25 protein-coding genes are annotated in these 24652 nt (G+C 56.5%); 20 read left to right on the top strand and 5 right to left on the bottom strand.

Translation table 11 applies throughout. The features are described from left to right. Positions 1-500: 500 nt before the first annotated feature. The 15 genes from N879_RS09495 (at position 501) to N879_RS09425 (ending at position 15060) form a co-directional block, all read left to right on the top strand. Positions 501-683, top strand: coding sequence for a Flp family type IVb pilin (locus N879_RS09495; protein ID WP_021446907.1), 183 nt, complete (start codon positions 501-503; stop codon positions 681-683). A gap of 94 nt (positions 684-777) precedes the next feature. Next, entirely contained in the window at positions 778-1287 is a 510-nt protein-coding gene (locus N879_RS09490; protein WP_021446906.1) for an A24 family peptidase, read from the top strand. Beyond that, positions 1269-1808: a TadE family protein gene (locus N879_RS09485; RefSeq protein WP_082453633.1), complete on the top strand. Its 540-nt coding sequence runs from the start codon at positions 1269-1271 to the stop codon at positions 1806-1808. Before N879_RS09490 ends, N879_RS09485 begins: the two co-directional genes overlap by 19 nt. After that, positions 1805-2293 (top strand): TadE/TadG family type IV pilus assembly protein, encoded by a 489-nt coding sequence (locus N879_RS09480; protein ID WP_009459519.1) that lies wholly within the window; start codon positions 1805-1807, stop codon positions 2291-2293. The genes N879_RS09485 and N879_RS09480 overlap by 4 nt, the downstream gene beginning before the upstream one ends. Next, entirely contained in the window at positions 2293-3246 is a 954-nt protein-coding gene (gene cpaB / locus N879_RS09475) for a Flp pilus assembly protein CpaB (protein ID WP_009459517.1), read from the top strand. The genes N879_RS09480 and cpaB overlap by 1 nt, the downstream gene beginning before the upstream one ends. 84 nt (positions 3247-3330) lie before the next feature. Continuing rightward, positions 3331-4665, top strand: coding sequence for a type II and III secretion system protein family protein (locus N879_RS09470; protein WP_009459514.1), 1335 nt, complete (start codon positions 3331-3333; stop codon positions 4663-4665). A gap of 17 nt (positions 4666-4682) precedes the next feature. Next, positions 4683-5960 (top strand): AAA family ATPase, encoded by a 1278-nt coding sequence (locus tag N879_RS09465; RefSeq protein ID WP_200914597.1) that lies wholly within the window; start codon positions 4683-4685, stop codon positions 5958-5960. A gap of 27 nt (positions 5961-5987) precedes the next feature. Continuing rightward, positions 5988-7322, top strand: a complete 1335-nt coding sequence (locus tag N879_RS09460; RefSeq protein WP_021446903.1) for a CpaF family protein — start codon at positions 5988-5990, stop codon at positions 7320-7322. Continuing rightward, complete coding sequence (locus N879_RS09455) at positions 7323-8246, top strand: type II secretion system F family protein (protein WP_009456784.1); 924 nt, start codon at positions 7323-7325, stop codon at positions 8244-8246. A gap of 9 nt (positions 8247-8255) precedes the next feature. Next, positions 8256-9236: a type II secretion system F family protein gene (locus N879_RS09450; protein WP_009456782.1), complete on the top strand. Its 981-nt coding sequence runs from the start codon at positions 8256-8258 to the stop codon at positions 9234-9236. 5 nt (positions 9237-9241) lie between these two features. Beyond that, entirely contained in the window at positions 9242-10240 is a 999-nt protein-coding gene (locus tag N879_RS09445; RefSeq protein ID WP_031232641.1) for a tetratricopeptide repeat protein, read from the top strand. A 25-nt stretch (positions 10241-10265) separates the two neighbouring features. After that, positions 10266-10754 (top strand): DUF3613 domain-containing protein, encoded by a 489-nt coding sequence (locus N879_RS09440; protein ID WP_009456773.1) that lies wholly within the window; start codon positions 10266-10268, stop codon positions 10752-10754. 34 nt (positions 10755-10788) lie between these two features. Further along, positions 10789-12861 (top strand): pilus assembly protein TadG-related protein, encoded by a 2073-nt coding sequence (locus tag N879_RS09435; protein WP_021446901.1) that lies wholly within the window; start codon positions 10789-10791, stop codon positions 12859-12861. A gap of 20 nt (positions 12862-12881) precedes the next feature. Continuing rightward, the gene (locus tag N879_RS09430; protein ID WP_009456771.1) at positions 12882-14285 is read left to right on the top strand and encodes a sigma 54-interacting transcriptional regulator; all 1404 of its coding nucleotides are present in this window, start codon (positions 12882-12884) and stop codon (positions 14283-14285) included. 61 nt (positions 14286-14346) lie between these two features. Next, positions 14347-15060: a DUF2968 domain-containing protein gene (locus N879_RS09425; protein WP_031232639.1), complete on the top strand. Its 714-nt coding sequence runs from the start codon at positions 14347-14349 to the stop codon at positions 15058-15060. Positions 15061-15186: 126 nt separating this feature from the next. Here the strand turns inward: N879_RS09425 and N879_RS09420 are convergent, their stop codons facing one another. Genes N879_RS09420 through N879_RS09410 form a run of 3 tightly spaced genes read right to left on the bottom strand, consistent with a single transcriptional unit; the run spans position 15187 to position 17828 of the window. After that, positions 15187-16359, bottom strand: a complete 1173-nt coding sequence (locus tag N879_RS09420) for a vWA domain-containing protein (protein ID WP_009456769.1) — start codon at positions 16357-16359, stop codon at positions 15187-15189. After that, positions 16349-16969: a GNAT family N-acetyltransferase gene (locus tag N879_RS09415; RefSeq protein WP_009456768.1), complete on the bottom strand. Its 621-nt coding sequence runs from the start codon at positions 16967-16969 to the stop codon at positions 16349-16351. The genes N879_RS09420 and N879_RS09415 overlap by 11 nt, the downstream gene beginning before the upstream one ends. 1 nt (position 16970) lies before the next feature. Next, a complete protein-coding gene (locus N879_RS09410; RefSeq protein WP_009456767.1) occupies positions 16971-17828 on the bottom strand; it encodes an AAA family ATPase in 858 nt (285 codons plus the stop codon). 216 nt (positions 17829-18044) lie between these two features. On the opposite strand from N879_RS09410, the gene N879_RS09405 reads away from it, so the two are divergent. Continuing rightward, complete coding sequence (locus N879_RS09405; protein ID WP_009456766.1) at positions 18045-18401, top strand: c-type cytochrome; 357 nt, start codon at positions 18045-18047, stop codon at positions 18399-18401. Between the two features lie 16 nt (positions 18402-18417). Continuing rightward, the gene (locus tag N879_RS09400) at positions 18418-18786 is read left to right on the top strand and encodes a c-type cytochrome (RefSeq protein ID WP_022983344.1); all 369 of its coding nucleotides are present in this window, start codon (positions 18418-18420) and stop codon (positions 18784-18786) included. A 14-nt stretch (positions 18787-18800) separates the two neighbouring features. Here N879_RS09400 and N879_RS09395 read toward each other — a convergent pair whose 3' ends face one another. Beyond that, on the bottom strand, positions 18801-19229 hold the full coding sequence (locus N879_RS09395) for a DUF1841 family protein (protein ID WP_009456762.1): 429 nt from the start codon (positions 19227-19229) through the stop codon (positions 18801-18803). 267 nt (positions 19230-19496) lie between these two features. Here N879_RS09395 and icd point away from each other — a divergent pair, with 267 nt between their 5' ends. From icd to N879_RS09380, 3 genes are all read left to right on the top strand, one after another. Then, entirely contained in the window at positions 19497-20753 is a 1257-nt protein-coding gene (gene icd / locus N879_RS09390; protein WP_009456760.1) for an NADP-dependent isocitrate dehydrogenase, read from the top strand. 308 nt (positions 20754-21061) lie between these two features. Then, entirely contained in the window at positions 21062-22297 is a 1236-nt protein-coding gene (locus tag N879_RS09385; protein WP_021446899.1) for a hypothetical protein, read from the top strand. Between the two features lie 3 nt (positions 22298-22300). Further along, positions 22301-23635 (top strand): carboxylesterase family protein, encoded by a 1335-nt coding sequence (locus N879_RS09380; protein WP_009456756.1) that lies wholly within the window; start codon positions 22301-22303, stop codon positions 23633-23635. A 14-nt stretch (positions 23636-23649) separates the two neighbouring features. Here N879_RS09380 and N879_RS09375 read toward each other — a convergent pair whose 3' ends face one another. After that, on the bottom strand, positions 23650-24546 hold the full coding sequence (locus tag N879_RS09375; protein WP_009456755.1) for a PaaX family transcriptional regulator: 897 nt from the start codon (positions 24544-24546) through the stop codon (positions 23650-23652). Between the last annotated feature and the right edge of the window lie 106 nt (positions 24547-24652).

Below are 24652 nucleotides of genomic sequence, written 5' to 3'. Positions count from 1 at the left end.
TGTATGTCTGTATTCATGCTTAGTTGGGGCTGCCCGGGTTTTCCCTTGCTAACAGCAATAAATTGAAAAAAACCTACTTTCTTTCAAGTAATTAAAGCTGTCTTGCAGGTGCTCTGTAGCAGTGGCCAGTCAGGTTTTTTGTTGCATTCTGAAATGATAAAAACGGTAACATTAACAAACTTCGACACAATACGGGTAAGTAAAAGTTTCAAATTAGCTGTTTTTTGGCCTTTTTTTATGGGAAATTGGCTGTTGTAAATACACAATCATGCGTTTTTCGTATCTTTGGGCTAGAATTCGTTTGTGTATTTGATGTTTGTTACACGTAAACCCTAGTAAAAACAGATACATACATGGGTTTAAGATGATTTCAACTGAAAAATACAAAAATTGATAACAGTTAGCAGTGGAAGTTGCCAAAGTTGGCAAAGTGTAGTGCCCCAAGGGGCCTTGAATCCTCGCTGTTGAGGGTAATTTTTTCTTTTTGAATGGGGACAGTCATGAAGACTCAACTTCAGCAATTCTGGAACGATGAAGACGGTGCAACGGCTATTGAGTACGGCCTGATCGCAGGGCTGATCGCTGTGGCGATCATCGGTGTCTTGACCGCGCTGGGTACGAATTTGGATGCTCTTTTTACAACGATATCTGACAAGATCAGTGGTGCAAAGTCCGTCACGTAATAGTTTTTACGGACTCTTGTTTTGATTAAGTAAGACGTTTTGATGGTGCATCAGCCACTTCAGGTCTGGCTGTATCTTTTAGCTTGAATGGCTGATGCTTATGCCCGTTTTAATTAAGCTTTCCTTTATTTTTATTCTGCTTTTCTTTTCCGCTCAGATTATCTATAGCGATCTGAAGCTCCGGAAAATCCCTAATGCCTTATTAGTTTTTTATGGTTTGGCGGTTCTGTTGCACAAGGTTTTTGTCAGTGTGTCCTATGGCCTTCCCTGGGGATGGGGGGCGGGCTGGGGGGACTCCCTGATCGGTTTTGCCGCCGCCTTGATCGTGTTTTATCCAATCTGGTTATTGCGTTTGATGGGTGCGGCCGATGTAAAGCTGATGGCCGTGCTGGGCCTGGCCCTGGGGTGGAAGGAAGCAGGCATGGTGGTGTTGTTTGGCACGGTACTGGCGGGTTTGCATGCCTTGGTATTGGTGCTGATTCCATCCTTGGAACGTAAGTACGGATTTGCTTTGCCGGGAACCCGCGTCAAGGCGCGTAGTGTGCCTTTAGGGGCCTGGTTATCCCTTGCAACAATGGGGTGGGTATGGATGCAAAATCAATAAAGCCCCCACGAGAGGGCCAATTAGCAAAACGGCGTGGCGTAGAAAAAAAATACCAATACGGAGCCTACGCACTGGAATTTGCATTGGTTTTTCCATTGTTGTTTCTCTTCATGTATGGCTTGCTGACGTTCGGTCTGATCATGACCGCGCAGCAGTCTCTTAATTTCGCGGCCGAATCCGGTGCCCGCGCTGCTTTGCTGGAGCCAGGCGCTGGGCCGGGTGGCCCCATGCTCAGTCCGGATCGCCTGCAAGCACGGGTAAATCGGGCCAAGGAAGTGGCCGCCGATCAGGTTCAGTGGCTAAGCACTTGGGTAGGCAGTGAGCATGTGCGCATCACCACGGATTTGCTCAGTGATGAGCTGCGTGTGGGGATTGTGTACGACTACCTGCAAGCCCCCCTGATTCCTCGTTTTGCTCCCGATACCTTGTTTGCGCTGGTTGTGCCCGAACAGTTAAAGGGCAATGCGCAGATCAATCTGCTGGTTGCCGGTGAAGTGGGCACAGCGGGGGATACGCCATGACACGTGCCGCCTGTTTCCTTCCTGCTGCACAACGTCAGCAAGGCGTTGCTGCCATCGAGTTTGCCTTGATGGTGGGGATTCTGTTGTTGATCTTCAGCGGCATCATCACCTTCAGTTCCTTGTTTCTGGCCAAGCAAAAAATGGATCATCTGGTCGGCGATCTTTCTCGCCAAGCGACGATGCAGGTCAAGAACGCCGATGAGATCGCGCCTTTTATAAATCAGGAACTGGCCAGGAACTATGGCAGGGGCCAAGCCAAGAGCGACGCGTTCTTGCATTGGTTTGGCGACCTGAGTGCGGATGTTCAATCCCAGGCGTGTGCCTCGGAGCCTCAGTATGACTGCGCCCAGCTTTCCCTGAAGCTGGAGCTTGAACCCGGAATTCTTTCTCAAACCCTGGATCTGTTCAGGCCTGAAGAGGGTCAGGCAGATCAATTGCGCAGCTTAAGCGCCAAGACACTACTCGTACTCAGGAGACCACATTAATGAGCGGCATTATGAAGGGGGCGGCAGTCCTTTTATTGCTGATCGCAGCCGTATTGGTTGCGTTTGCCTTGTACCTGGGCATGAAGCCCAAACCCGAGGTGGTCCAGCCTGTGCTCAGCACGCAAAGCGTAGAGCCTCCGGCCAATTTGCAGGCGGTGGTCGTGCTCAAACGGGATGTGAAAGCGGGGGAAACCTTGCAGGCTGATGCTATGGAGTTGGCGCAGTGGCCTGCGGCTCCTGCCCAGTCTTTCAACACACTGGAAGCCTTGAGCGGCAAAACCCTGCGTTTTGACCTGGGCCAAGGGCAGCCAGTGTTAAGCAGCTTCATCGCCAAAAGTCTGGCCAGCTATCTGGAAGAGGGTGAGCGCGCCGTCAGCATTCCCATTGATGTGATCACTGGCGCCAGCCACAGGGTAGAGCCGGGCGATCTGGTCGATATCTTCATTACCTTTAACAGCGGCAACGAAGTCAATGACACCCAGGCCCGCCTGTTGATGTCGCGTGTGCGCGTGCTGGCCTATGGCGGTGCTTCGCTGTCCGGGCCAGATCCGGCAGAGGCCAATGCGACGAATCGTGCCGAGACTCAGGCGCGCCACGCCATGCTGGCCGTACCCCTGGAGTCGGTGAATGAACTCCTGCTGGCCAGCCGTAGCGGCAGCCTGCAACTGGTCCTGCGTGCTCCCAAGGACGAGAGCTTGCCGGACGCCTCCTTGTTCCCTGAATTTGCGGGTCTGATTCCCGCGCGTGCTGGTCTTGATGCCGATCAGCGCGATGCCTTGAAACTGCCGGATAACCGCGCCATGGCCGGTTTGGGCTTGCGTGAATTTGCAATCAGCCAGACCGAAAAAGAACAGGTGCAGGCACGAGCCCGGGCCAGCGGAGAGCCGCATGCTGCGCCGCCGCGCCGCACGGAAGTTATTCGCGGGGGCCGTTTAGAGGTCATTCAGTATTAAGCAATACAGAGCTTGTTGTGGGGACGGGTCAGCCTGCCTGTGAGGGCTGACGAGACGCGACGCAAGGCAGCATGGATTAAACACATGAGACAGAAAATCAAAAAAGCAGGTCTGGGTTTGGGGTGCTGGTATGCGCTCTGCTTGTCGGGTTTGGCACCAGTGCCGGTGATGGCGCAAACGGCTCAAACCAGCGCCAGTCAGAAGGTGATACGTCTGGTGGCCAACGATCAGGATATTTTGCGCTTGTCGCAAGTTCCGCAGCGTGTGGCGATCAGCGATGAAAGCGTGGCGGATGTGCAAATTCTGTCTGCATCGGCCGGGCAGCGCGGCGAGGTGCTCCTGATCGGCAAACGCGCGGGTACGGCTGATTTGCGTGTCTGGATGCCTGGTCGCACGAATCCGGATCGCTGGACGATTGAGGTGACCAGTCAAGTGCAACAGCAACTGGCACAGGCCGGTCGCCCCATGTCGGCGCAGGTGTCCAGCGCCGGGCAGCAGTCCTTGATTACGGGTAGCAGCCCCTCTTTGCTGGATCACCAGGATGCCATGGCCGCCGCACGCTCCGGCGCTGGTCCGGATGCGCCGGTGCTGGACCTGTCCGAGGTCAGCACCAGTGGCATGGTGCAGGTGGAAGTCAAAGTGGTGGAGGTTTCCCGCGAAGTCATGAAAGACATTGGCCTGAGTGCCAATGCCATTGGTGGCAAGCCCTGGTCGGGCGGGGTGAACTTGTTGCCCAAGGCTCTAACGGGTGGATTGAGCCTGGGGTACAACTCGAGCAACTTCAGTGCGACCTTGAATCTGCTGGAGCAAAATGGCCTGGCCCGTGTGCTGGCCGAGCCGACTTTGGTGGCCATGTCAGGTCATAGCGCCAGCTTTTTGTCCGGTGGCGAAATTCCTATCCCCAGTTCGGGCGGTTTGGGAACAACGACGGTGGAGTACAAACCTTTCGGGATCGGTCTGACGGTAACGCCAACGGTGCTGTCTCCCGAACGTATTGCCCTGAAGGTTGCCCCTGAAGCCAGTGATCTGGATTACTCGAATGTGGTGCAAATGCCCGGTGGCGGTGTGATGCCTTCTTTGCGTACTCGTCGAGCCGATACGACTATTGAGCTGGGTGATGGCCAAAGCTACATCATCAGCGGGCTGGTGTCGCGCCAAACCGCTGCTGCCGTCAAAAAGATTCCCTTCCTGGGGGATTTGCCGATTCTGGGTAGTTTTTTCCGCAACGTGCAGTACAGCCAGAAAGAGCTGGAACTGGTCATTGTCGTCACTCCCCGTCTGATCAAACCTATCCAGAAAGGCGCCACGATTGCCTTGCCGGGTGGTCGTCAGGAAAAGCTGGATGACGCACCCAATGCCTGGGGCTACTTCTTGCTGGGCCGCCATGGTTACGAGCAGATGCCAGGGTTTTCGCGCTAAGCGCGTGGAGTGGTGACGTGCAACGATATCGGGAATACCTCTTGTGTACAGAGCACCCCGAGCTGGCTGTGATGATCAACACGGCAGCTGCCGGGCTCCTGACGGTAAGGGCGATTGAGCCCACGACCGAGAGTTTGCGCCGGGAGCTGGCCAAGCAAGCGGAACCTTTGGTGTTTTTTGACTTTGTTCATGGACAGCATGGTGAAGAGAACGGACAGGTAGTAAGTTTGGTACGCAGTCTGGCGCGGCTCGATGCCAGTGTGCAGCGTGTGGCGGTAGGGCGGGCATCCGTGCCCCAAGGCCCCGTTAATGCCTTGCGGGCGGGTGCCAACGAGTTCCTGAACCTGGACACGAACGAAGATCTGCATCATCAGTTGCAGGTATTGATTGAAAAGCTGGGTCAGACCCAGCACAGCCCTTTGCTGGACAAGCCTTTTCGCAGTGTGCTGTTGATGGGCGCGCGTATTGGTGTCGGTTGCAGTACCGCTGCCAGCAGTCTGGCCTGGCTCTTGCAACAAGAGATGAACCGCATGGGCAAGGAGGTACGAGGTTTGACGTCGGCCAAGCCCTTGCCGGTTGAACTGGTGCCGCTGTCCGAGCGAGTCGGTTTGCTGGATCTGGGAGCACCTACCGGGGACTGTGCCTTGTACATGGGCCTGGGTTCGGAATTTGACTTCATTCAGGCGGCATCACAGCGTCATCGAATGGACGACACTATGTTGCATTCGGCACTGGCACAACACAGCAGCGGCTTGAACCTGCTGTCTTTGCCCGCCGATGTGAATACCTTGAATCAAATCAGTCTGGAAGATTCGCTGGGTTTGTGCAGTTATTTGCGTGAACGCATGGGCTGCCTGGTGATTGATGCTGGCGGTTTTCCCAATCCGCGTTTTCTGGTGGAACTGGAATCGCTGGTGGACGAGGTGCTGGTGGTCACAGACCAAAGCATGGGGGCGCTGGTGTCTCTGGCCGAGTTCATGGCCTTGCGTGCGCAGTTCGATGCGCTGGCCAATGTGCGTCTGGTGGTGAATCAGTTTGATCCGGCTTACGGTTTTTCTGGGCAGGCCATTGCCGAGCGCTTTGATCTGGAGTTGGCCGCCGTGCTGCCGGATCGGCGTCTTGGGCATATGCGCAGCGCCGGTCTGGGCAAGATTCTGGTGCAAGTAGATGAGAAGGACCCCTATACCCGTGCCTTGCAAAGTTTGGCATCGGGTTTGATGGGGCGCAGGCAGGGGCTGTCACAAAACAAGGTCAGTACGGTTTTGGGACGGTTGAAATTCAGGTTCGGGGGCTGAACAGGCCCAAGCATGGAAAAGTAAGGCATGAACAATACTTCATTGCTCGGTGGGCGTCCCGACCTGATTCAGGTCCGGGAACAGGCCCATGAACATTTGCTGGCTCGCATCGAAGAGTTGGGAGCCGAGTTTGGTCGCTGGACACGGCAGGCCATACAGGATTTTGTTGGCATCGAATTGGCCAGCTTTGTTCGTTTGAAACGGGTGCCCGTCAACGAACAGGAAGTGCGCGAGATCGTGCAGGCGTTGACCCGTGAACTGGCGGGTCTGGGGCCTTTGGAAGACCTGCTGGAGGATCCGGCGGTTGAAGATATTCTGATCAACGGCTACGACAAACTGTTTGTGTCGCGCGGTGGCGTGTTGGGCCAGGAGCCCAGTGGGTTTACGGATGATCAGCACGTGCTGCGTATCGTGCGCCGTATTCTGGCTCCGTTGGGACGCAGGCTGGACGAGTCGGTTCCGATGGTGGATGCCCGCTTGCCCGATGGTGGCCGCCTGAACGTGGTCATTCACCCCCTGGCGGTGGATGGCCCCATGGTCTCTATCCGTAAGTTCCGCAAGGACCCGCTAAAGCCTGAAGACTTGATGCGTTTGGGCGCGTTTGACGAGCCGGTGGACCGGCTGCTGCAAGCCGCAGTGAAATCGCGCTGCAATATTCTGATTTCTGGCGGGACCAGTTCCGGCAAGACGTCCTTGCTCAATGCCCTGGCTTTTTACATCCCCAAAACCGAGCGTGTCGTAACGGTGGAAGATACCGCCGAACTGGCCTTGAATCACCCGCATGTAGTGCGCCTGGAAGCACGTCAGGCCGGGTATGACGGCAGCGGCGAAATCTCGATTCGCGAACTCTTGCGCAACAGCTTGCGTATGCGTCCGGACCGGGTGGTCGTAGGGGAAGTGCGGGGTGCCGAGGTCATCGACATGCTGCAAGCCATGAATACTGGTCACGAAGGCTCCATGGCCACGATCCACGCCAACTCGCCGCGCGAATGTGTGTATCGCGTAGAAATGCTGGCCGGGTTTGCGGGCTTTCAGGGCAGCGAGGACAGCTTGCGCAGACAGATCGCCAGCGCGCTGGACTTCATTATTCAGATTGGCCGCCTGCCCAATGGCAAGCGCCGGGTGCTGTCCATTACAGAAGTTACCGGCATGGGCGATGGCGTGATTGCCATGCAAGAGCTGTATCGCCACGAATCCTATGTGCTGGATGATGGCACCGAGCAGGATCGCTGGGTCAGCCTGGGCATTCATCCTCATACCCGCAAGCTGATGCAGTACCGCGATCAACTGGCTAATGAGCAGGTTCAGGCTCAGGACAACACGCCTAAAGAAGGCGGTGGTTTCTGGGATTGGAGACGCTAAATGATGGCTTTGTATATCGCTTTGGCGGCTGTGATTCTGATGCTGGGCGCGGTACTGCTCTGGGCCAAGGGTGCTCAGCGTCAGCAGGTCCAGCGTTCGGCACAGGTGCTCGAGCAGCAGCTGGCTTTGCGCCCGGCGGTGCAAAGTAGCGTACGAGCCCAGCCCAGTGCGCAGGATGCCTGGTTGGGAGCACCCAAAGGCTGGCGGGAGTTCATGCTGCGCACCGGCATTCAGCCTTCACGCCGTTTTTATCTGATTCTTCTGTTGGGCACGCTGGTGCCGCCTGCCTTGTTGCTGGCTTTTGTCGGGCCGGTTGCAGGTGGGGCCATGCTGCTTGCCACCGTACTGGGCGCCTATACCTTTCTGTGGTTTCGCAGTGATAAGCGTCACCGCAAAATCGTCTCTCAAATTCCGGACTTTCTGGATCTGATGGTGCGCTTGATCACCATTGGCAACAGCATGGGAGCGGCCTTTTTGAATGCGGCTGACAACACGCCGCAACCCCTGGGCCAGGTATTGCAGGATGCAAATTCCCTGCACCGCTCCGGGCAGGATCTGGATGTGGCCTTGCGTGCTGTTTCGCGTCAGCACGGCTTGCACGAGCTCTTTCTGGTTGCCGCTGTAATCAGTGTGGCAATGCGTTTTGGCGGTCGTAGTGATCAGACTATGGAACGTATGGCCGGCTTCATGCGAGACCGGGAAAACGCCCGCAGCGAGTTGGTGGCCTTGTCTGCCGAGGTGCGCCTGTCCGCCTGGATTCTGGCGTTATTGCCGATCCTGATCGGTGTCTACATTCTGATTTTCAATAACGAGCTGTTCCTGACCATGTGGAACGACCCGGTGGGGTTTCGCATGCTGCTGTTCGCAGCAGTCTTGCAGTGTGTGGGCTGTTATTGGCTGTATTGGATGGCACGCAATGTCTAGGAGCAAGACATGATGGCCTTGGAAGCACAAACCGTTCTGGTCTGGGGAGCTGTGGCTTGCGCTCTGGCTGGCCTGATTCTGTTTGCCTTGTGGTTTCACAACCATTGGCAGCAGCGTCAGCAAGCCATGCGTTTGAGCCAGGCGGTGGATGAACGCCTGAAAGGCGCGCCGCACATGACGCAGGCGCCCAGCCAGTCGCGCCAGACGGTGGAACAGATCAAGATGCAGGCGGGCAGCCTGGGCGAGCGCTGGCTGAAAGGGCGCTTCGGGTCCAGTCTGCTTAGCGAGGAAGATCGCGTACTCATCATGAATGCAGGCTTCAAGCACATTGATGTGGCGCGGCAGTATTTCGTCCTGAGTCGAGTCGGCCTGAGCATTGTTCTGATTGTCCTGTTCAGCTTGCTGCCCATGACTCGCAGGCTGAATGAGTATGTGCCGTTTGTGTCTGTGTTCATTGGCTTTGCCTTGGGCTGGATGCTGCCCAAATGGTGGCTGGCGCGCCGGGTCTCGCAACGTCGTCTGCGTATCGCTGCCGAGCTGCCCTTGTTTGTGGATTTGCTGCGTTTGCTGCAAGGCGTGGGCCTGTCCATGGACCAGACCTTGCACACTATAGAGCGCGAATTCCATGACGTGATTCCCGTCATGGGCTCAGAGCTGACCATTGCGGTCGAGCAATATGCCCGTGGTCGTACTCGTGAACAGTCGTTGGAGCGGATTGCCAGCGGCTTTACCAACGAGGATCTGGCCGTGATCTGTCGCCTGATTGTGCAGGTGGACCAGCACGGTGGTGCGATGCAGGAACCCTTGCACCGCTTCGGTGTGCGCTTGCGCGAGCAGCGTCGCCTGGAGCTGAAAGCCAAGGTGGGCAAATTGACCGTAAAGATGACGGGCGTCATGGTGCTGACTTTGCTGCCTGCCTTGTTGATTATTACTGCGGGGTCAGGTTTTCTGGCCTTGTTCCGTGGCTTGAGCCAAGTGGCCGGAGGGTGACTTTGATGAAAATGTCGACATGGACTCGTCCCTTGATGCGCTGGGCTGCGCTGGGTTTGGGTAGTACTTTGCTGGTGGCGTGTTCCACCACGGATTCCGCCTACGAGCTGGTGCGTCAGCAACAGGAACAGGAAGCCTTCTTGCAGAGCAAGGAAATTGAGCATTGGGAAAAGCGCAGACCGACTGACAAGCAGATGGCGGTACGCATGCTGGAAGAGACGCAAAAACAGGGCCGCTACTTTGCGTCCCTGGCCTATGCCGAAGCCATGGAAAAGGAATATGGCGCAGACCCGGAGGTCATGGTGTTGCGGGCTGAAGCACAGCGTCAAACCGGACAGCTGGAGCAGGCAGCGCACACCTTCAAGGCCCTGTTGAATACGCCGGTGGCCGGACGGGCTTATCAAGGTTTGGGTTTGATTGCTGGCTCGCAAGAACACTTTGATCAGGCTGCTCATTTCCTCAAGCAAGCGGCTGGGCAAGACCCCACGAATGCGATTGTGCAAAGCGATCTGGCTTATGCCTACTTGCGTTCCGGTCGCCCTCAGGAAGCACGTCTGGCCTTGGGTAAGGCGGCCGAACTGGCCCCGGATAACCCCAAGATACTGAGCAATATGGCCTTGTATTTGCTGGTCAGCCAGGAAACGCAACGGGCTGGTTTTGTGATGCAGCAAGCAGGTATGGACGCCGCAACCCAGCAAGCCATTGTGCAGATGGCCGAACAGATTGGACAGGATCTGGAGCAATTGCACGCCCGTCAGCAAATGCAGAAACAACACGAGCTGCGCATGGCAGCGGCTGCAAAGGATGAGCAGGCCAGAGCCCAGGCGGTGGCATTGAGTCCGGCTACTCCGACGGCGATGGGCCAGGTCGTCTTGAACCGATCCGCCCAGGCACAAAACCCGGCCGTGGCTCGTCCTGCTGCGGTTGTGGTTTCTTCTACGCAAGCGGGCTTGAACCGTCCCTTGCTGGAAAGCCTGGGCCCTGTGTCTTCGTCAATGAATTGATTGCCGTTTTTTCAAGGATATCGCAATGAACCGATCCCGCATTTTGGCCTGCTGCACCTTGTTGATGGCCAGTAGTGCCTGGGCGCAGACACAAGCTCCGCTGACTGGAACCATGGTTTCAGGCACCAGCACCTACCCGGTCAGCACCAGCCCGGCAGCGGCCACCAATCAGGGTGTGCACACACCGGCCGCTCCGGCGGCAGAAACAGCGCCCGCTGAGCGTCAGCCTTACGAGAAGTACCGCTTGAGTGATGAGGAAGTACACCCTTGGCCTGAAGTGGAAGGCCTGCCTGTGCATGTACAGAACGAGCGCCGCCATATTCCGCCGCGCATCGAGGTGGGGCCTGATACCCGCAGCCTGCTCAGCATGCAGGCCGACCCGGACCGAGAAGGCAAGGTCTTGCCGGTGCATGGTGCGGCAGCCAATCTGGCCTGGGAGCGCTATTTGGAGAGCTTCAAGCATCCCATTCCTGAGTACATGAAAGAGCGCATCAAAACAAACGGTAGTGATTAAAGCCCACAGGGCTGGAGTGGGTCAGGAGAGCGAGATGAAATGGGGAAGAACTCGAACCCAGAGCGAGCAGGCACATAAGCAGCAAGGTTCCATTATTGTGCCTGCAGCCGCCGCGTTGCTGGTGGGGCTGGTGTTGCTGGGGGCGGCGCACCTGGGGCATAACTTCCATGTGAAGCGGGGGCTGCAAAACGCGGCTGACCTGGCTGCACTGGCGGGGGCGCAGGCCTTGGGTTCCGGGGATGCGCTGGGCTGCCAGCAAGGTGAAAGCATGGCCAGGTTCAGCCTGAATAGCCAGCCCGATTCGCCTGCTGCGGGTTTGACGGGCGATGGTGCCAAAGTCTTTTGCGGTAAATGGAATAGCAGCCACAGTGATCCGGCCCAGCGTTTTGTTTCTTCCTTGCCCGCTGATTCCGTGCGCGTGCATTTGAGCTATCAGCCGCCTTCTCTGTTCCCTTTCTTTACTTCCTCGGTGATTGAGGCGGTTGCCACCGCCAAGAACAGTGAGCCGGTTGCGACCTTCTCCGTGGGCAGTCGACTTTTGTCCTTGAAGCGCAATGGTCTGGTCTATAACCTGCTGCGCGGCGTGGGCCTGCGCCCGGACCAGTTGACGGTGCTGGACTCGGCCGGTTTGGTCAATGCCAAGATTACGCCTTCCGGTTTGTTGAAAGCCTTGGGATTGCCCGCCACGGTTATCGCAGGAGTGGGTACACCTGAAGAATTGGCCCGGCTGGAGCAACTGACTTTGGCCGATTTGCTAAGTGCCAGTCTGGCCTTGCTGGACCAGCAAAAAACACTGGGTCTGGACGTTGGGGCCTTGCAGGAATACATCCGCTTGTTGCTGGGTGTCGGGCCTCTGGATTTGCCCGTCAAACTGCTGGGTGAGGGCGGTATTCTGGCCTTGATCGATGGTGTGGATCCCTTGTCGGCCTTGAATGTGAACCTGGACGTGCTGCAACTGGTCAACACGGGACTGGTGGTGGCCAATGGCAAGAATCTGATTGATTTGAACCTGACTGCGCTGCCTTCCGGTTTGACCAATATGTTCAATAACGCCCTGGATTTGCGAGTGCGGGTTGTGGAGCCGCCCAGCATCGCCATGGGCGGGATAGGCACTAAAGCGAACTCGGCAGGTGTGCGAGTCTATCTGAATCTGGATACTTCCAAGATTCCGCTGGTGGGTCTTGTTCTGAATGCGCTGGGAACGCGGGTTAGTCTGCCTGTCATTATTGAGCTATCCCAAGCCTCCGGCGAGTTGGTTAATGTCTGCCGCGCACCGATTGCCGAGAATCAGGCCACGATTGCGGTCAAATCCTCGCTGGTGAACGTGTGTCTGGGCAAGTTCCCACATTCGGATTTTTTCTCGACTAGCAATAGTTGCAAGGATGAATCGTTTGGGGGAATTCAGCGTCATCAGGTGATTAATGTGTTGGGTATCCTGCCTTTGACCGCTAAAGTCACCTTACCCTTAATTGATACAAAAAATCCGGTTCATGTAACGTTGACCGCGCCTCCGGGCGAGCCTTCAGAAGCAACTGTCAACGCCACTCAGCTGGATTTGTCTCGCAGTGTGAGTCTGCTCTCCGATGCTGTTCTGTCGGGTATCCTGGGTGATTTGCTGAACACCCCCTGGAGTGGCGCGTCCGGCAAGCGTCAGATGGCGGAAAGTCTGGTGGGCGGTGGGGCCGGCCGCTCAGTTTCTGAGGTCGTGAACGAGATGAACTGGTCCAAGGAGCGTATGGATCAACTGGCCCGCACCATGAGCCAGAATGGCTTGATCGGTGTGCTGGGCGGAACCCTGGGCTTTGTCGATAATTTGCTGACAACCCTGCTGGGTGCGCCCTTGAGTGATCTGGCCTGCGTGATTGGTGGGATTGGTGGTCAGCAAGCGATGCGCGAATGCCGGACAGGGGCGGTAGAGGTGCTGGTCTTTAAAGACTCCAACCTGGTCGGTGCCGTATTAAGTCTGGTTGTCGCGTTGTTGGATCCGGTATTGCAAGGCTTGAGTGCTCTGCTGGAGGGGCTGCTGAAGCTGCTGGGCCTGAGTCTGGTCGAGGCCGACGTGAAACTTCATGATGTGCAGTGCGGTACTGCCTATCTGGTGCAATAGCGCGGGAGGCGAATACAGCAATGAGCGTCAGCTTTATGGGTAATGAACCCGTTTTATACGTCTGGGAGGGTAGTTCCGATCTGGTGACGCGTGCCGAGCGCGCCATGGAGCCCAGTTCGGTAGCGGTCATGCGCGTAGAGCCTTCCCTGGTGCTGGACGCCGAGCGTCATCCCACGCGCCATGCGGTTGCACTGGTGTCCGTCAGTGTGATGGCCCAGGGACGTTTTGAACAGCACCAGTGGCTGGTCGAGCACGCCATTCCAGTGATCTGGGTGGCCTCGGAGGACCGAGGCTACGACCCGCGTTTTTACCCCTCGGCCTACTCCTATACCTTGCCGCTGTCTTTCAGTCAGGCCGAGCTGCGTACCCTGGTGGCCAAGCTGGCCGGGCTGACCGCACAGGTCGAGCGAGAAGGGCAGGGTGGTCCTCAACCATTAGTAGCCGTATCGCCTGTGATGCGGGCCTTGATTGCTGAAGCGGATATGTACGCCGATAGCGGGGCCAGTGTTCTGATTCATGGTGAAACAGGTGTGGGCAAAGAACGCATCGCTCAATTGCTGCACGAGCGTTCTTCACGAGCGCAAGGGCCCTTTGTTCCGGTGAATTGCGGGGCGGTGCCTGAGGGCCTGTTTGAAGCCCACTTCTTCGGCCACGCGAAAGGGGCTTTTACAGGCGCGATCGGTGCTCATAAAGGTTATTTCGAGCAGGCGGATCAAGGCACCTTGTTCCTGGATGAAATTGGGGATTTGCCCCTGCATCAACAGGTCAAATTGCTGCGTGTACTGGAACAGCGCTCCGTGACGCGTCTGGGGTCAACGCAACAGATTCCGGTTGATTTTCGTATGGTGGCCGCTACTAATAAAAACCTCTTGGGACTGGTGCAACAAGGCCAGTTCCGTGCAGACTTGTATTACCGTTTGGCCGTGGTTGAGCTACTGATTCCGAATCTGGAACAGCGAGGCTCCCAGGAAAAAATCGCCATTTTCTGCGCCTTGCTGGAACAGGCCCTGGAGTGTGACGTCGAGGACATCCCTCAATGGGTTCTGGATGCGGTGGGCAGCATGCGCTTTAACGGCAATGTGCGCGAGCTGGCTAATCTGGTGGAGCGCGTTGCTGTCATGAGCAAGCAGTTTGGGGCCTGGGAGTCGGTGCAGTTGCGGCAAGTGCTGGAACGTTTCAATGCCCCCGTTATGGCCCCGGCTCTGGCTTTGCCTGAAGGTGCGCCCATTCTGGAGCGGCCCGAGCCCGTCATCAGCCTGAGCGCACAGGAGCAGGAAGAGCGTGCACGTATTATTTCGGTTCTGGATACCCAGAACTGGCGACGGCAGGATACCGCTGCTGTATTAGGGATTTCTCGTAAAGTTTTGTGGGAAAAGATGCGCAAATTCAACATAAAGGCACAAGATGCGACAAGCCGCGTTTAGAATACGGGCTGATTCTGTGTATCAAGCTAAACACAAAAAAATTGTTTATCAAGGGATGGGTATGGTGAACCTTAGTCAGAAGACGGCGGTGTTGCTGTCCTTGGGGGGACTTCTTTTATTGTCAGCGTGCAGCTCGGTGTCTTTGGTGCAGGAGCCAGAGCGGCCCGTGGTCGCGCAAACCCAGGAACAAGAGGTTGAAGAGGTAGCCCCGGTTGCGGCTCCAGCCGCTGCTCCAGCGCCCGCAGCGGCCCCGGCTTATCAAAACACCACTGTGGCTCAGTTGCAGCAGCTGATTCAGGCCCGTGCCGTGCAAGAGCTGCGTACCGCCTATAACGGCCGCTTCGGTGCCAGTCTGTTGTTCTCTGCCGAAAGCATGACCTACTACGTGGCCCTGTTCCAGCAGCGTGAGTTCTGGCGCGTCTTCAAGACCACCGACGAATCCCTGGCCGAGCGCATGTACACCCAGTACCGTCAGGACACGGTGGACTATGCCGCCGCCGATCTGGAGCGCATCAAGCTGCAGGCTGAAGTTGCCAAGGCTGAAAAGCAATTGAATGAAAGCGCCGATCAACTGACCGTGCTGCAGAACGACTTGGCGTTGCAGCGTCAGCAAGAGGCCTTGGCCATTGCTCAGCGCGAGGAGTCCCGTCGCGAAGCCCAGGCGCTGGCCGAACAAGAGCGTGAAGCTCGAGAGCAGTTGCGTGAATTGCAGAGTCAGATCAAGGATCTGGAGCGACAGCGTGCCGGGATGTTGCAGCGTCAACGAGGTCGCTGATCGCTGCAATAGCAAAGCCTGATTGAAAGCCCGCACAGTCGCAAGACTCTGCGGGTTTTTTAATCGTAAATAAAAAAAGACCCGAAATTCGGGTCTTTTAACTTGCTGCTTGATAGAGGTCTGATGCTACCGCGACAAGTACCGCATTGCCTCCTCCAGCCCTGCGCTGGTGACGGGGTACATATGGTCGGACATCAGATTCTGAATGATGGCAATGGACTGGCGGTACGGCCAGTAAGCCTGCGGCTCGGGGTTGAGCCAGGCAATACGTGGCCAGTGGTCGTTCAGTCTTTGCAGCCAGGCTGCGCCGGTTTCCTTGTTGTAGTGCTCGACAGAACCACCTGGGGCCATGATCTCGTAAGGACTCATGGTGGCATCGCCCACGATAATGACGCGCCAGTCCTCGTTGTACTTGCGCAGCAAATCCCAGGTTTCCAGTCGTTCGCTTTGGCGGCGTGAGTTGTTCCGCCATACCGATTCATACACGCAGTTATGGAAGTAGTAGGCCTCCAGGTGTTTGAATTCGGAACGTGCGGCCGAGAACAGGGATTCAACCTGGGCGATGTGGTCATCCATGCTGCCGCCTATATCCAGCAACATCAGTACATTGACGCGGTTTTGTCGCTCGGCCTGCATTTGCAAATCCAGCATGCCCGCATTGCGAGCCGTCTCGCGTATGGTGCTGTCCAGGTCCAGCTCAGTGGGGGCGCCCTGACGTGCAAAGCGTCGCAGGCGTCGTAGCGCCATCTTGAAGTTGCGTGTGCCCAGCTCTTGCTGGTCGTCGTAGTCCACGAACTCGCGCTTTTCCCAGACCTTGATGGCGGTACGGTTCCCTGCCGAAGGGCCACCAATGCGGATACCTTCGGGATGATAGCCACCATGTCCAAACGGCGAGGAGCCGCCGGTTCCAATCCACTTGTTGCCGCCTGCATGACGCCCTTGCTGCTCTTTCAGACGTTCCTTGAACATCTCCAGCAGCTTTTCCAAGCCATGCTTTTCCAGTGCAGCTTTCTGTTCCGGAGTCAGGTTGCGCGTCAGGGTTTTGCGCAGCCAGTCCTCGGGCAGGGTTTTATCTTTGGCCAGCGCTTCCAGCTGCGGCTGATAGAACTCCCCAAAGGCCAGATCAAAGCGGTCGTAAAGCGTTTCGTCTTTGATAAGAACCAGTCTGGATAGATGATAGAAATCGTCCAGCGTGGGCGGCATGATGCCTTTGCACAAGGCGTCCAGCAGCGTCAGGTGTTCCTGAATGGAGACCGGCAGGCCGCGTTCGCGCAGGTGGTAGAAGAAATCAAGCAACATGGCTGTGCTGCCTTAGTTTGTCCAGCAAGTGGGCGCGGGTATCGGGCCACTCGCCTGCCATCAAGCTGTAGAACATGGTGTCGCGTATCGTGCCATCGCGGCGGATGGCATGGTGGCGGACACGACCATCGAAACGCGCTCCCAGCCGGGTGATGGCTTGCTGGGATTTGAAATTCAGGTGGTCGGTACGCCAGCCCACGACTCCGGCTCCCAAGGTCTCGAACGCATATTGCAGCAGGAGCAGTTTGGCCGCGGTATTGACGTGGCTGCGCTGGGCGCTGCGGGCGTACCAGGTGTAGCCGATTTCCAGGCGGGCCACTGGCGCAATAATGTCGTGATAGCGCGTAGTGCCGACAGCCCGGTCTGTTCTCAGGTCACGCACCAGAAAGGGCAGCATATGGCCTTGCTCCAGGCCGTCCAGCGCCTTTTTTACATAGTCCTGGGCCTGGCCGGGGGCGGGCACGCTGGTTACACGTACATTCCAAAGTTCGCCATCGGCAGCCGCGGCATCCAGTAACTCCACGTGCGCCAGTTGCAAAGGTTCCAGACGCACGTCCCATCCTTCCAGTGTCACGGGGGCCAATGGCTGGGAAAAAGCGCTTGTTTGCATATCAGCTCCGGCGCTGGCTGCGTTGGCTCATAGCGGCCAGACGCTGCATCAAGGACAAGTCCTGTTCGTTTTTCAGCAAGGCACCGGCCATAGGGGGCAAGCCTTCATCCAGCTCGTGCAGGGCATCGGCAGGAATGTCGTTGGCCAGCAGCAGACGCAGCCAGTCCAGGAATTCCGAGGTAGACGGCTTTTTCTTCAGGCCGGGAACATCTCGCAGGGCAAAGAAGGTATCCAAGGCGCTGGATAGAATGTCACTGCGCAGATTGGGGTAATGCACCGCCACAATCTGCTCCATGGTTTCGCGCTCGGGGAAGCGAATGTAATGGAAGAAACAGCGGCGCAGGAAGGCGTCGGGCAGATCTTTTTCATTATTGGAGGTAATGATGATCAAGGGACGATGGCGCGCCTTGACGGTCTGGCGAGTCTCATAAACATGAAACTCCATGCGGTCCAGTTCCTGCAGCAAGTCGTTGGGGAACTCGATGTCGGCCTTGTCGATTTCGTCGATCAGAACAACCGTGGGTTCCTCGGACTCAAACGCTTGCCACAATGTGCCCTGCACAATGTAGTTGCCAATGTCGCGGACTTTTTCATCGCCCAACTGGGAGTCACGCAGACGCGACACCGCATCGTATTCATACAGGCCCTGGTGGGCCTTGGTGGTGGACTTGATGTGCCATTGCAGCAGGGGGCGTCCCAGGGCACGGGCCACTTCCAGGGCCAGCAGTGTTTTGCCGGTACCGGGTTCACCTTTGATCAACAAAGGGCGTTGTAGCGTCAAAGCGGCGTTGACGGCCAGCTTCAAATCATCAGTGGCAACGTACTGATCGGTGCCTTCAAAACGGGTCGTAGTAGTCATAAATCGGCTCAAACTTGTACTTAAAATGTTGATCTGTCAAGAATAGAAACTCGGGTATAAATACTAGTATCAGTCATCCTTGGCAATTATCATACAATCGACTCAGTACTCGTCGGTCAGCATCACAGAGCCAGGTGTCGCGTTGATTCCTTTTTGCTGCAATAGACGCAGAGCCTGACCCGGACCGTTTTCAACTCCACGACAAAGCGAATAGCGATGATGAAGTTGCAAATGAAGCGGTATGTCTCTTTCTTTCTTCTGGCCTCAAGCTCCTGTCTGCCCTGGGCAGCCCAGGCGCAGGATTCCGAGCCGATCAAGGCCAATCCCGAGGCGGCGCGCGACAAGATCTCCATGTGTATAGGCTGTCATGGCTTGCCCGGTTACAAGGCCAGCTTTCCCGAGGTCTATCACGTCCCCATGATTGCCGGGCAGGGGGCTGCTTATATAGAAGCAGCGCTCAAGGAGTATGCCAGCGGCGCTCGAACCTTCCCCACCATGCAAGCCATTGCGCTGAGCTTGTCCGAACAGGACATGGCGGATATTGCCGCGTACTACGCGGGCAACAAACCTTGAGGACGGGGAGGCACCTATGAGAAAAACAGTCTTGCTGGTGGCAATGGGGCTGATGGCCGGGGTGGCCGGTCAGGCAATGGCCGCTGAGGATCTGGTCAAGGCAGGCGGGGAAGCCTGGAAGAATCTGAATTGCGCATCCTGTCATGGTGACGATGCGAAAACGCCCTTGAACCCGGAATATCCCATTCTGGCCGGTCAGCATGCCGATTATTTGCGGCAGGCCTTGATGGCTTACAAGCGTGGGCAGGCCGGGGCACCGGCAACGTCCAATATCCGCAAGAATGCCGTCATGGGGGCTATGGCCAATACCATGAGCCAGGCGGATATCGACAGTATCTCCGTGTGGCTGTCGCGTCAGCCCGGCCCCTTGAGCAATAGAAAGTAAGGCAGCCTGCGGCTTTAGTCGCGCGTGCTGTGGCGCAAAATCAATTCGATATAGCGCTCGTTGTTCAGCGGTGTGCCCAGACGTTGTGCTTCCCAGATCACCTCGCCCAGCGCTTCCATAATGATGTGCGCTGCGGCGTGCTGATCGTGCCGGGTCAATAGGCGCTGATACGCTGCCTTGATGCCTGGAGGCTGGTCAATGGACAGTTGTTCATTGATAGCCAGGTGCATGGACAGATGCAGGAAGGGGTTGCTGCGTCCTTGCTCCACGGAATAGTCCTGGTTGACGGCGTCGGCGTTGCGCAAGTCGTCGTGGTATTCAGGGTGCTGTTGCACCAGATCCACCGCCATGGTTTCCAGAGCGGTCAGCAGATGACCACTTTGGTGCTTGTCCCAAGCTTCAATGAAAAATTGGCGAACCTGCTCGCGAGAGGGGTTGAACATGGTGGAATCGAGATAAAAATAGTCAGAAAATGCGAATCTTCGGCGCGTGTTTTGCGTGAAATGGTGGGGGCGCAAGGCCGGCACAAGCTGCAATCGGGGCCGTGTAGAATGGATAAGTTGCCAAGAATGCAAGCATTTTTGGCAAGCTTTGAGTTTACAGGTGCCTGAATACGCGCGAATTAAGTTAAACTCTTATATAAGACTTCGGAAACGCGAAAGCGTTCCGTGTTTAGCTATCCCTAATATTGGAGCACAACTGGAGCATCCATGTCCTATCAGCATATCAAGATCCCCGCGTCGGGGCAGAAAATTACAGTTAACGCGGATTTTTCCCTGAATGTTCCCGATCAACCCATTATTCCTTACATCGAGGGTGATGGTACGGGCGTGGATATTTCGCCAGTCATGATCAAAGTGGTCGACGCTGCTGTTGCCAGGGCTTATGGCGGCAAGCGCAAGATCGAGTGGATGGAAGTGTTCGCCGGTGAAAAATCCACCAAGGTGTACGGTTCCGACGTCTGGCTGCCAGAAGAAACTCTGGATGCCGTTAAAGACTACGTCGTGTCCATCAAAGGCCCTCTTACCACTCCCGTTGGCGGCGGCATCCGTTCCCTGAACGTGGCCCTGCGTCAGCAACTGGACCTGTACGTCTGCCTGCGCCCAGTGCGCTACTTCAAGGGTGTTCCTTCGCCTGTGCGTGAGCCAGAAAAGACCGAAATGGTCATTTTCCGCGAGAACTCCGAAGACATTTACGCTGGTATCGAATTTGCTGCCGAGTCCGAAAGCGCCAAGAAGCTGATCGACTTCCTGCAAAACACCCTGGGCGTGAACAAGATCCGCTTCCCCAATACCTCCGGTATCGGTGTCAAGCCTGTGTCCCGCGAAGGTACCGAGCGCCTGGTGCGCAAGGCCATCCAGTACGCCATCGACAACGATCGCTCTTCCGTGACCATCGTTCACAAGGGCAACATCATGAAGTTCACCGAAGGTGGCTTCCGTGATTGGGCTTACGAACTGGCTCAAAAAGAATTCGGCGCTGAATTGATCGACGGCGGCCCATGGTGCAAATTCAAGAATCCCAAGACTGGTCGCGAGATCATCGTCAAGGATTCGATTGCTGACGCCTTCCTGCAACAGATTCTGCTGCGTCCTGCCGAGTACGACGTTATTGCCACACTGAACCTGAACGGCGACTACATCTCCGACGCTCTGGCTGCTCAAGTGGGTGGTATCGGTATCGCTCCCGGTGCCAACCTGTCCGACTCCGTGGCCATGTTTGAAGCCACCCACGGTACTGCTCCCAAGTACGCTGGCAAAGACTACGTGAACCCCGGTTCGCTGATCCTGTCTGCCGAAATGATGCTGCGTCACATGGGCTGGACCGAAGCTGCTGACCTGATCATCTCCAGCATGGAAAAATCCATCACCTCGCGTAAAGTGACTTATGACTTTGCCCGTCTGATGGAAGGCGCGACTCAAGTGTCCTGCTCCGGCTTTGGCGATGTCATGATCGAAAACATGTAATGAATACAGGCTGTTAAAGCCGGTTTTCTGCATGAGAAACCGCCGACCTTCGGGTCGGCGGTTTTTTTTCGTCTCATGCTGGCGCAGGCCATTTTCTCTCTCTTTTTTCTGCTTTGCTTATGCTTAAAATATTTTTGATCGTTACTTTTATGCAATTAAAAATAAGCTTGGTTGATGATATTTACTAGGTGAAAACCCGAATAAACTCAATAAAACAAGCGGGTTTAGCGTTTTCCATGATTATTAATATTGCGATTAACTGACGATAGCTATAAATTTGCCATATTAAATAATTCTAAGGAGCTGTTATGACTATCACAGGAGCTACATTGGTCGCCGAGCGCGAGCGGATCACCGTTACCCAGGCGCCATCCCGTCAGGAGACAGAGGAGATTCTGGAGCGTATCCACGAGATCGGCCCGCTGCTACGTGAGTTGGCCCCGCAGGCTGACCGTAATCGCATGTTGTCAGACGAGGCGGTTCAGGCTTTGGAGTCAACCGGGGCCTGGCGCATTTCGGCCTTGAAGCGCTACGGCGGTTATGAGGGTGGGGCGGAGATGCTCTTGCAATGTGCCAGCGCCGTGGGCTATTACGATCCGGCAGCAGCCTGGTGTGTGGTGATCTCTAATGGTTCGGTCATGCTGGCCAACCGCTTTAGCGATGCCATGCTCGATGAGGTGTTTGTAGACGGTCCAATCCGTGCAGCGTCCATTTTTGCCCAACCCCAAGGCACGGCAACGCCGGATGGCGATGGCTGGCGCATTACGGGCAAGTGGCCTTTTGCCTCGAACAGCAATCACTCGGACTGGGCACTGGGGATTTTGTTCATCAAGGAAAACGAGCAGGTCGAGCCTACCGTGGGCTTTGTGCTGATGCGTCGTGATGAGTTTGAAATTCAGGATACCTGGTACACCATCGGTATGCGCGGCTCGGGCTCCAACACCATGGTGGCAGAAAACCTGTGGGTGCCCAAAGAGCGCCTGATTACGTTTCAGCAACTGATGGGTGATGTGCAGGAGCAAGATCCCTTGGCTACATTTGGTCGTCGTTTGACGCCGCACCTGACCATGTCCACCTGCATTCAAGCGCCATCTTTAGGGGCCGCGCAAGCCGCCGTGGATTTCACTACTGGTGTCAGTGGCAAGCGCGGCATTACCTATACCCATTACAAGAAGCAGTCGGATTCGGGGGCGTTTGTGCAGAACCTGGGAACGGCCAGTATTCAGATTGATGGTGCTCGTTTGCTGCTGGAACGCGCTGCGGCGCAGATCGATGCTGCTGCTTCCGGTACCGTGCCCATGCCTTTGGAGCTACGTGCTCGCCATCGTGCCGGGATCGGCCATGCAGGACACGAGCTGGTGGATGCGGTGAACAATCTGTGCTGGTTGCATGGCACCGCCTCCTTCGCGGAAAACAGTCTGCTGGGCCGCATGTGGCGCGATATTAATACAGGTACTCGCCATGCCTCCATTACCGCGCCAATGGGATACGAGCTGCACGGTAACGGCATGACCGGTACGCCTTATATTTCCAACAAGCTCTAAACCATGACGGCGACCTTGCGGATCAATGCTCCTTCACGCCGTTGTCATGCCGACGGCGTAGAGGTGCAGGCCTGGTATGGCCTGCGTTATGCCCAAGGCACGCGCCGTTTTGAAGCGGCGCAGGCGGCGACGGGGCGAGTGGCAGGGACCTCTCTGGATCAGGTGCCCGTATTCCCGCAGCGCCCCAGCCGCCTTGCGGCGGTGATGGGCGCAGGCAGTGCCAATCCGCAATCTGAAGATGCTTATTTTCTGAATGTGTGGGCTCCCGCCCAAGCGCAAGGTCTGCCTGTGCTGTTCTTTATCCACGGTGGAGCCTGGATGAGTGGCGGCGCTTCTTTGGATTGGTATGACGGCACCCGCCTGGCAGCGCAGGGCATGGTGGTGGTCAATGTGAATTACCGTCTGGGTGCCTTGGGGCACCTGGGCGATGCACAAGCTGACGATTTGCCTTTGCCGGCAGCCGACCTGCTCTTGGCACTGCAGTGGGTGAAAGATCGTATCCATGCCTTTGGCGGAGACCCGGACAAGATTACCTTGATGGGGCAATCGGCGGGCGGCTGGTATGCGCATTTGCTCAGCGTGCTGGAGTCCACACGAGGTTGGATTGATCGTGTTGCTTTGCTCAGCATGGGAACGCGCACGCCGTGGTCACCCGAGCAACAAAGAAAAACCACAGAGCGCCTGCGAAAAAGCCTGGGTGATCAGTGGCTGACGGCGAACGTGGATACTTTGATGCAGCAAGGCATGATGGCCTTGGACAAAGAGCCGCAGCGTTTGGCTCATGCTCCTTCGGCATTCTTGCCTGTGGCCAGCGCCGGGATGCCGCCCGACTTCTTGAATCCTGACTGGGCGGCACAAGCCTGCCATGCGCAGGCGGTGTATCTGCGTTGTACTACCCAAGAGTCCTCGGTGTTCTTTTTTGACGTGCCTTTTCATCGGCAGGCGACGCAAGAGCAGGTCGATCAGGCTTTGGGTGTGTGGCCTGTGGGAGACTTGCCAGACAGCCTGCTGCGAAATGGGGTGTATCACGGAGCGGGATCGGGTCTGACGCCGTATCAGCAAGTGGTGGTCGCGTCGTCCTGGTTGCAGTTTCAGCGTTTTCCCACGCAGTATGCGGCTAGTCTGAAAGCAGCGGGGCGCTCGGTGGTCTGGAGTGACTTCATGGAACAAAGCCCGCTTGAAGCGGTGTTCAGCGGGCATTGTTTTGATTTGCCGTTCCAGTTTGGCAACTTCCGGGCCTGGCAGGATGCACCCATGATGCAGGGGGTGACGCCGGAGCGGTTTGAGCGCGTCGCCCAGGATTTGATGGGCGACATTGCACGCTTTGCAGGGGCCTGACTAAAGGAGCAGGTTTACTCCGTGCCGCGGGCCTTCCAGTTTGGAATGGCCTGCTGCACGTGTTGCGAGCTCAAGGGACTAAGCAGTCGATGCAAGTCACCGAACAATTTGCGGGCCGTATTGCCTACCCAGTTGTCTGGCAATAGCTCGGGTGCAAGGCCTGGGTCCAGAAAGGGCAGTCTGCGCCAGCGTGTCACCATAGGCATATAGAGTCGGAAGGCTTCCAAAGGGTCGGCCGTGCCTTGGCGTAAAGCGGTTTGCCACGATTCAACTTCGTGTTGATACGAGTTCAAGAAGGCCTGGTACTCATTGGCCAGCTTGTCCCAATTCCACCAGCGGGAGATCTTTTCCTGAATATCGCTCAGGCCACTGGGTTCGCAGGTGAACAGCTCAATATAGGGCCAGAGTTGGTGCTCGCGTATGTACTCGACAGCCTCTGCCTGCAAGCGCGCCGGACCTATATACAGCCCCGCATTTACCGTGCCAAACCCCATGCGAGCCAAGCCTGTACGAATCTTGTGACGGTTCTGGCGTTCGCTTTCAGGAACGGAGAAGGAGACCAGCAGCCAGGGGTCCCGAATATTCATGGAGGGGGAGGAAAAAATCCGCTCGTCACCGGCCTGCATATGCGGCTCCAGTTCGGCCGCCAAGGCATAGCCTTTGCCCGAGGCGGCTTGTCGGCTAACTAGTACGCCTTTTTTCTTGAGCCGGGAAATGGCGGAGCGCACGCTGGATGGTTCAGCGCCCAGGTCGGCCAGAAGTTGAACCACGCTGGCCACGGGAATGATGACGCCGGTGGGGCGGGCGAACAGACCGTAGAGCGTCAGAATGTAGTGGTGCGGGGCAAGTTGCTCGTGCTCGCCATGGTCTCGGCTAGCGATGAACTCATCAATCGCGACGCTTGCTTTCATTCTGTCTTCCGGTGGTGGGGCTGATTGCTACCCATTTTTGATAGTAGGTTTGTAGCGGGCCATTTTACCGTGCGTGCCCCGGCGGCGCTAGCGTAGCCGCACTGGG

This window comes from Alcaligenes sp. EGD-AK7, assembly GCF_000465875.3.
In the GTDB taxonomy this organism is placed as follows: Bacteria; Pseudomonadota; Gammaproteobacteria; order Burkholderiales; family Burkholderiaceae_B; genus Alcaligenes; species Alcaligenes phenolicus.
Note: the sequence above shows the minus strand (reverse complement) of the source record. Positions and strands in the feature narration are given on the sequence as shown.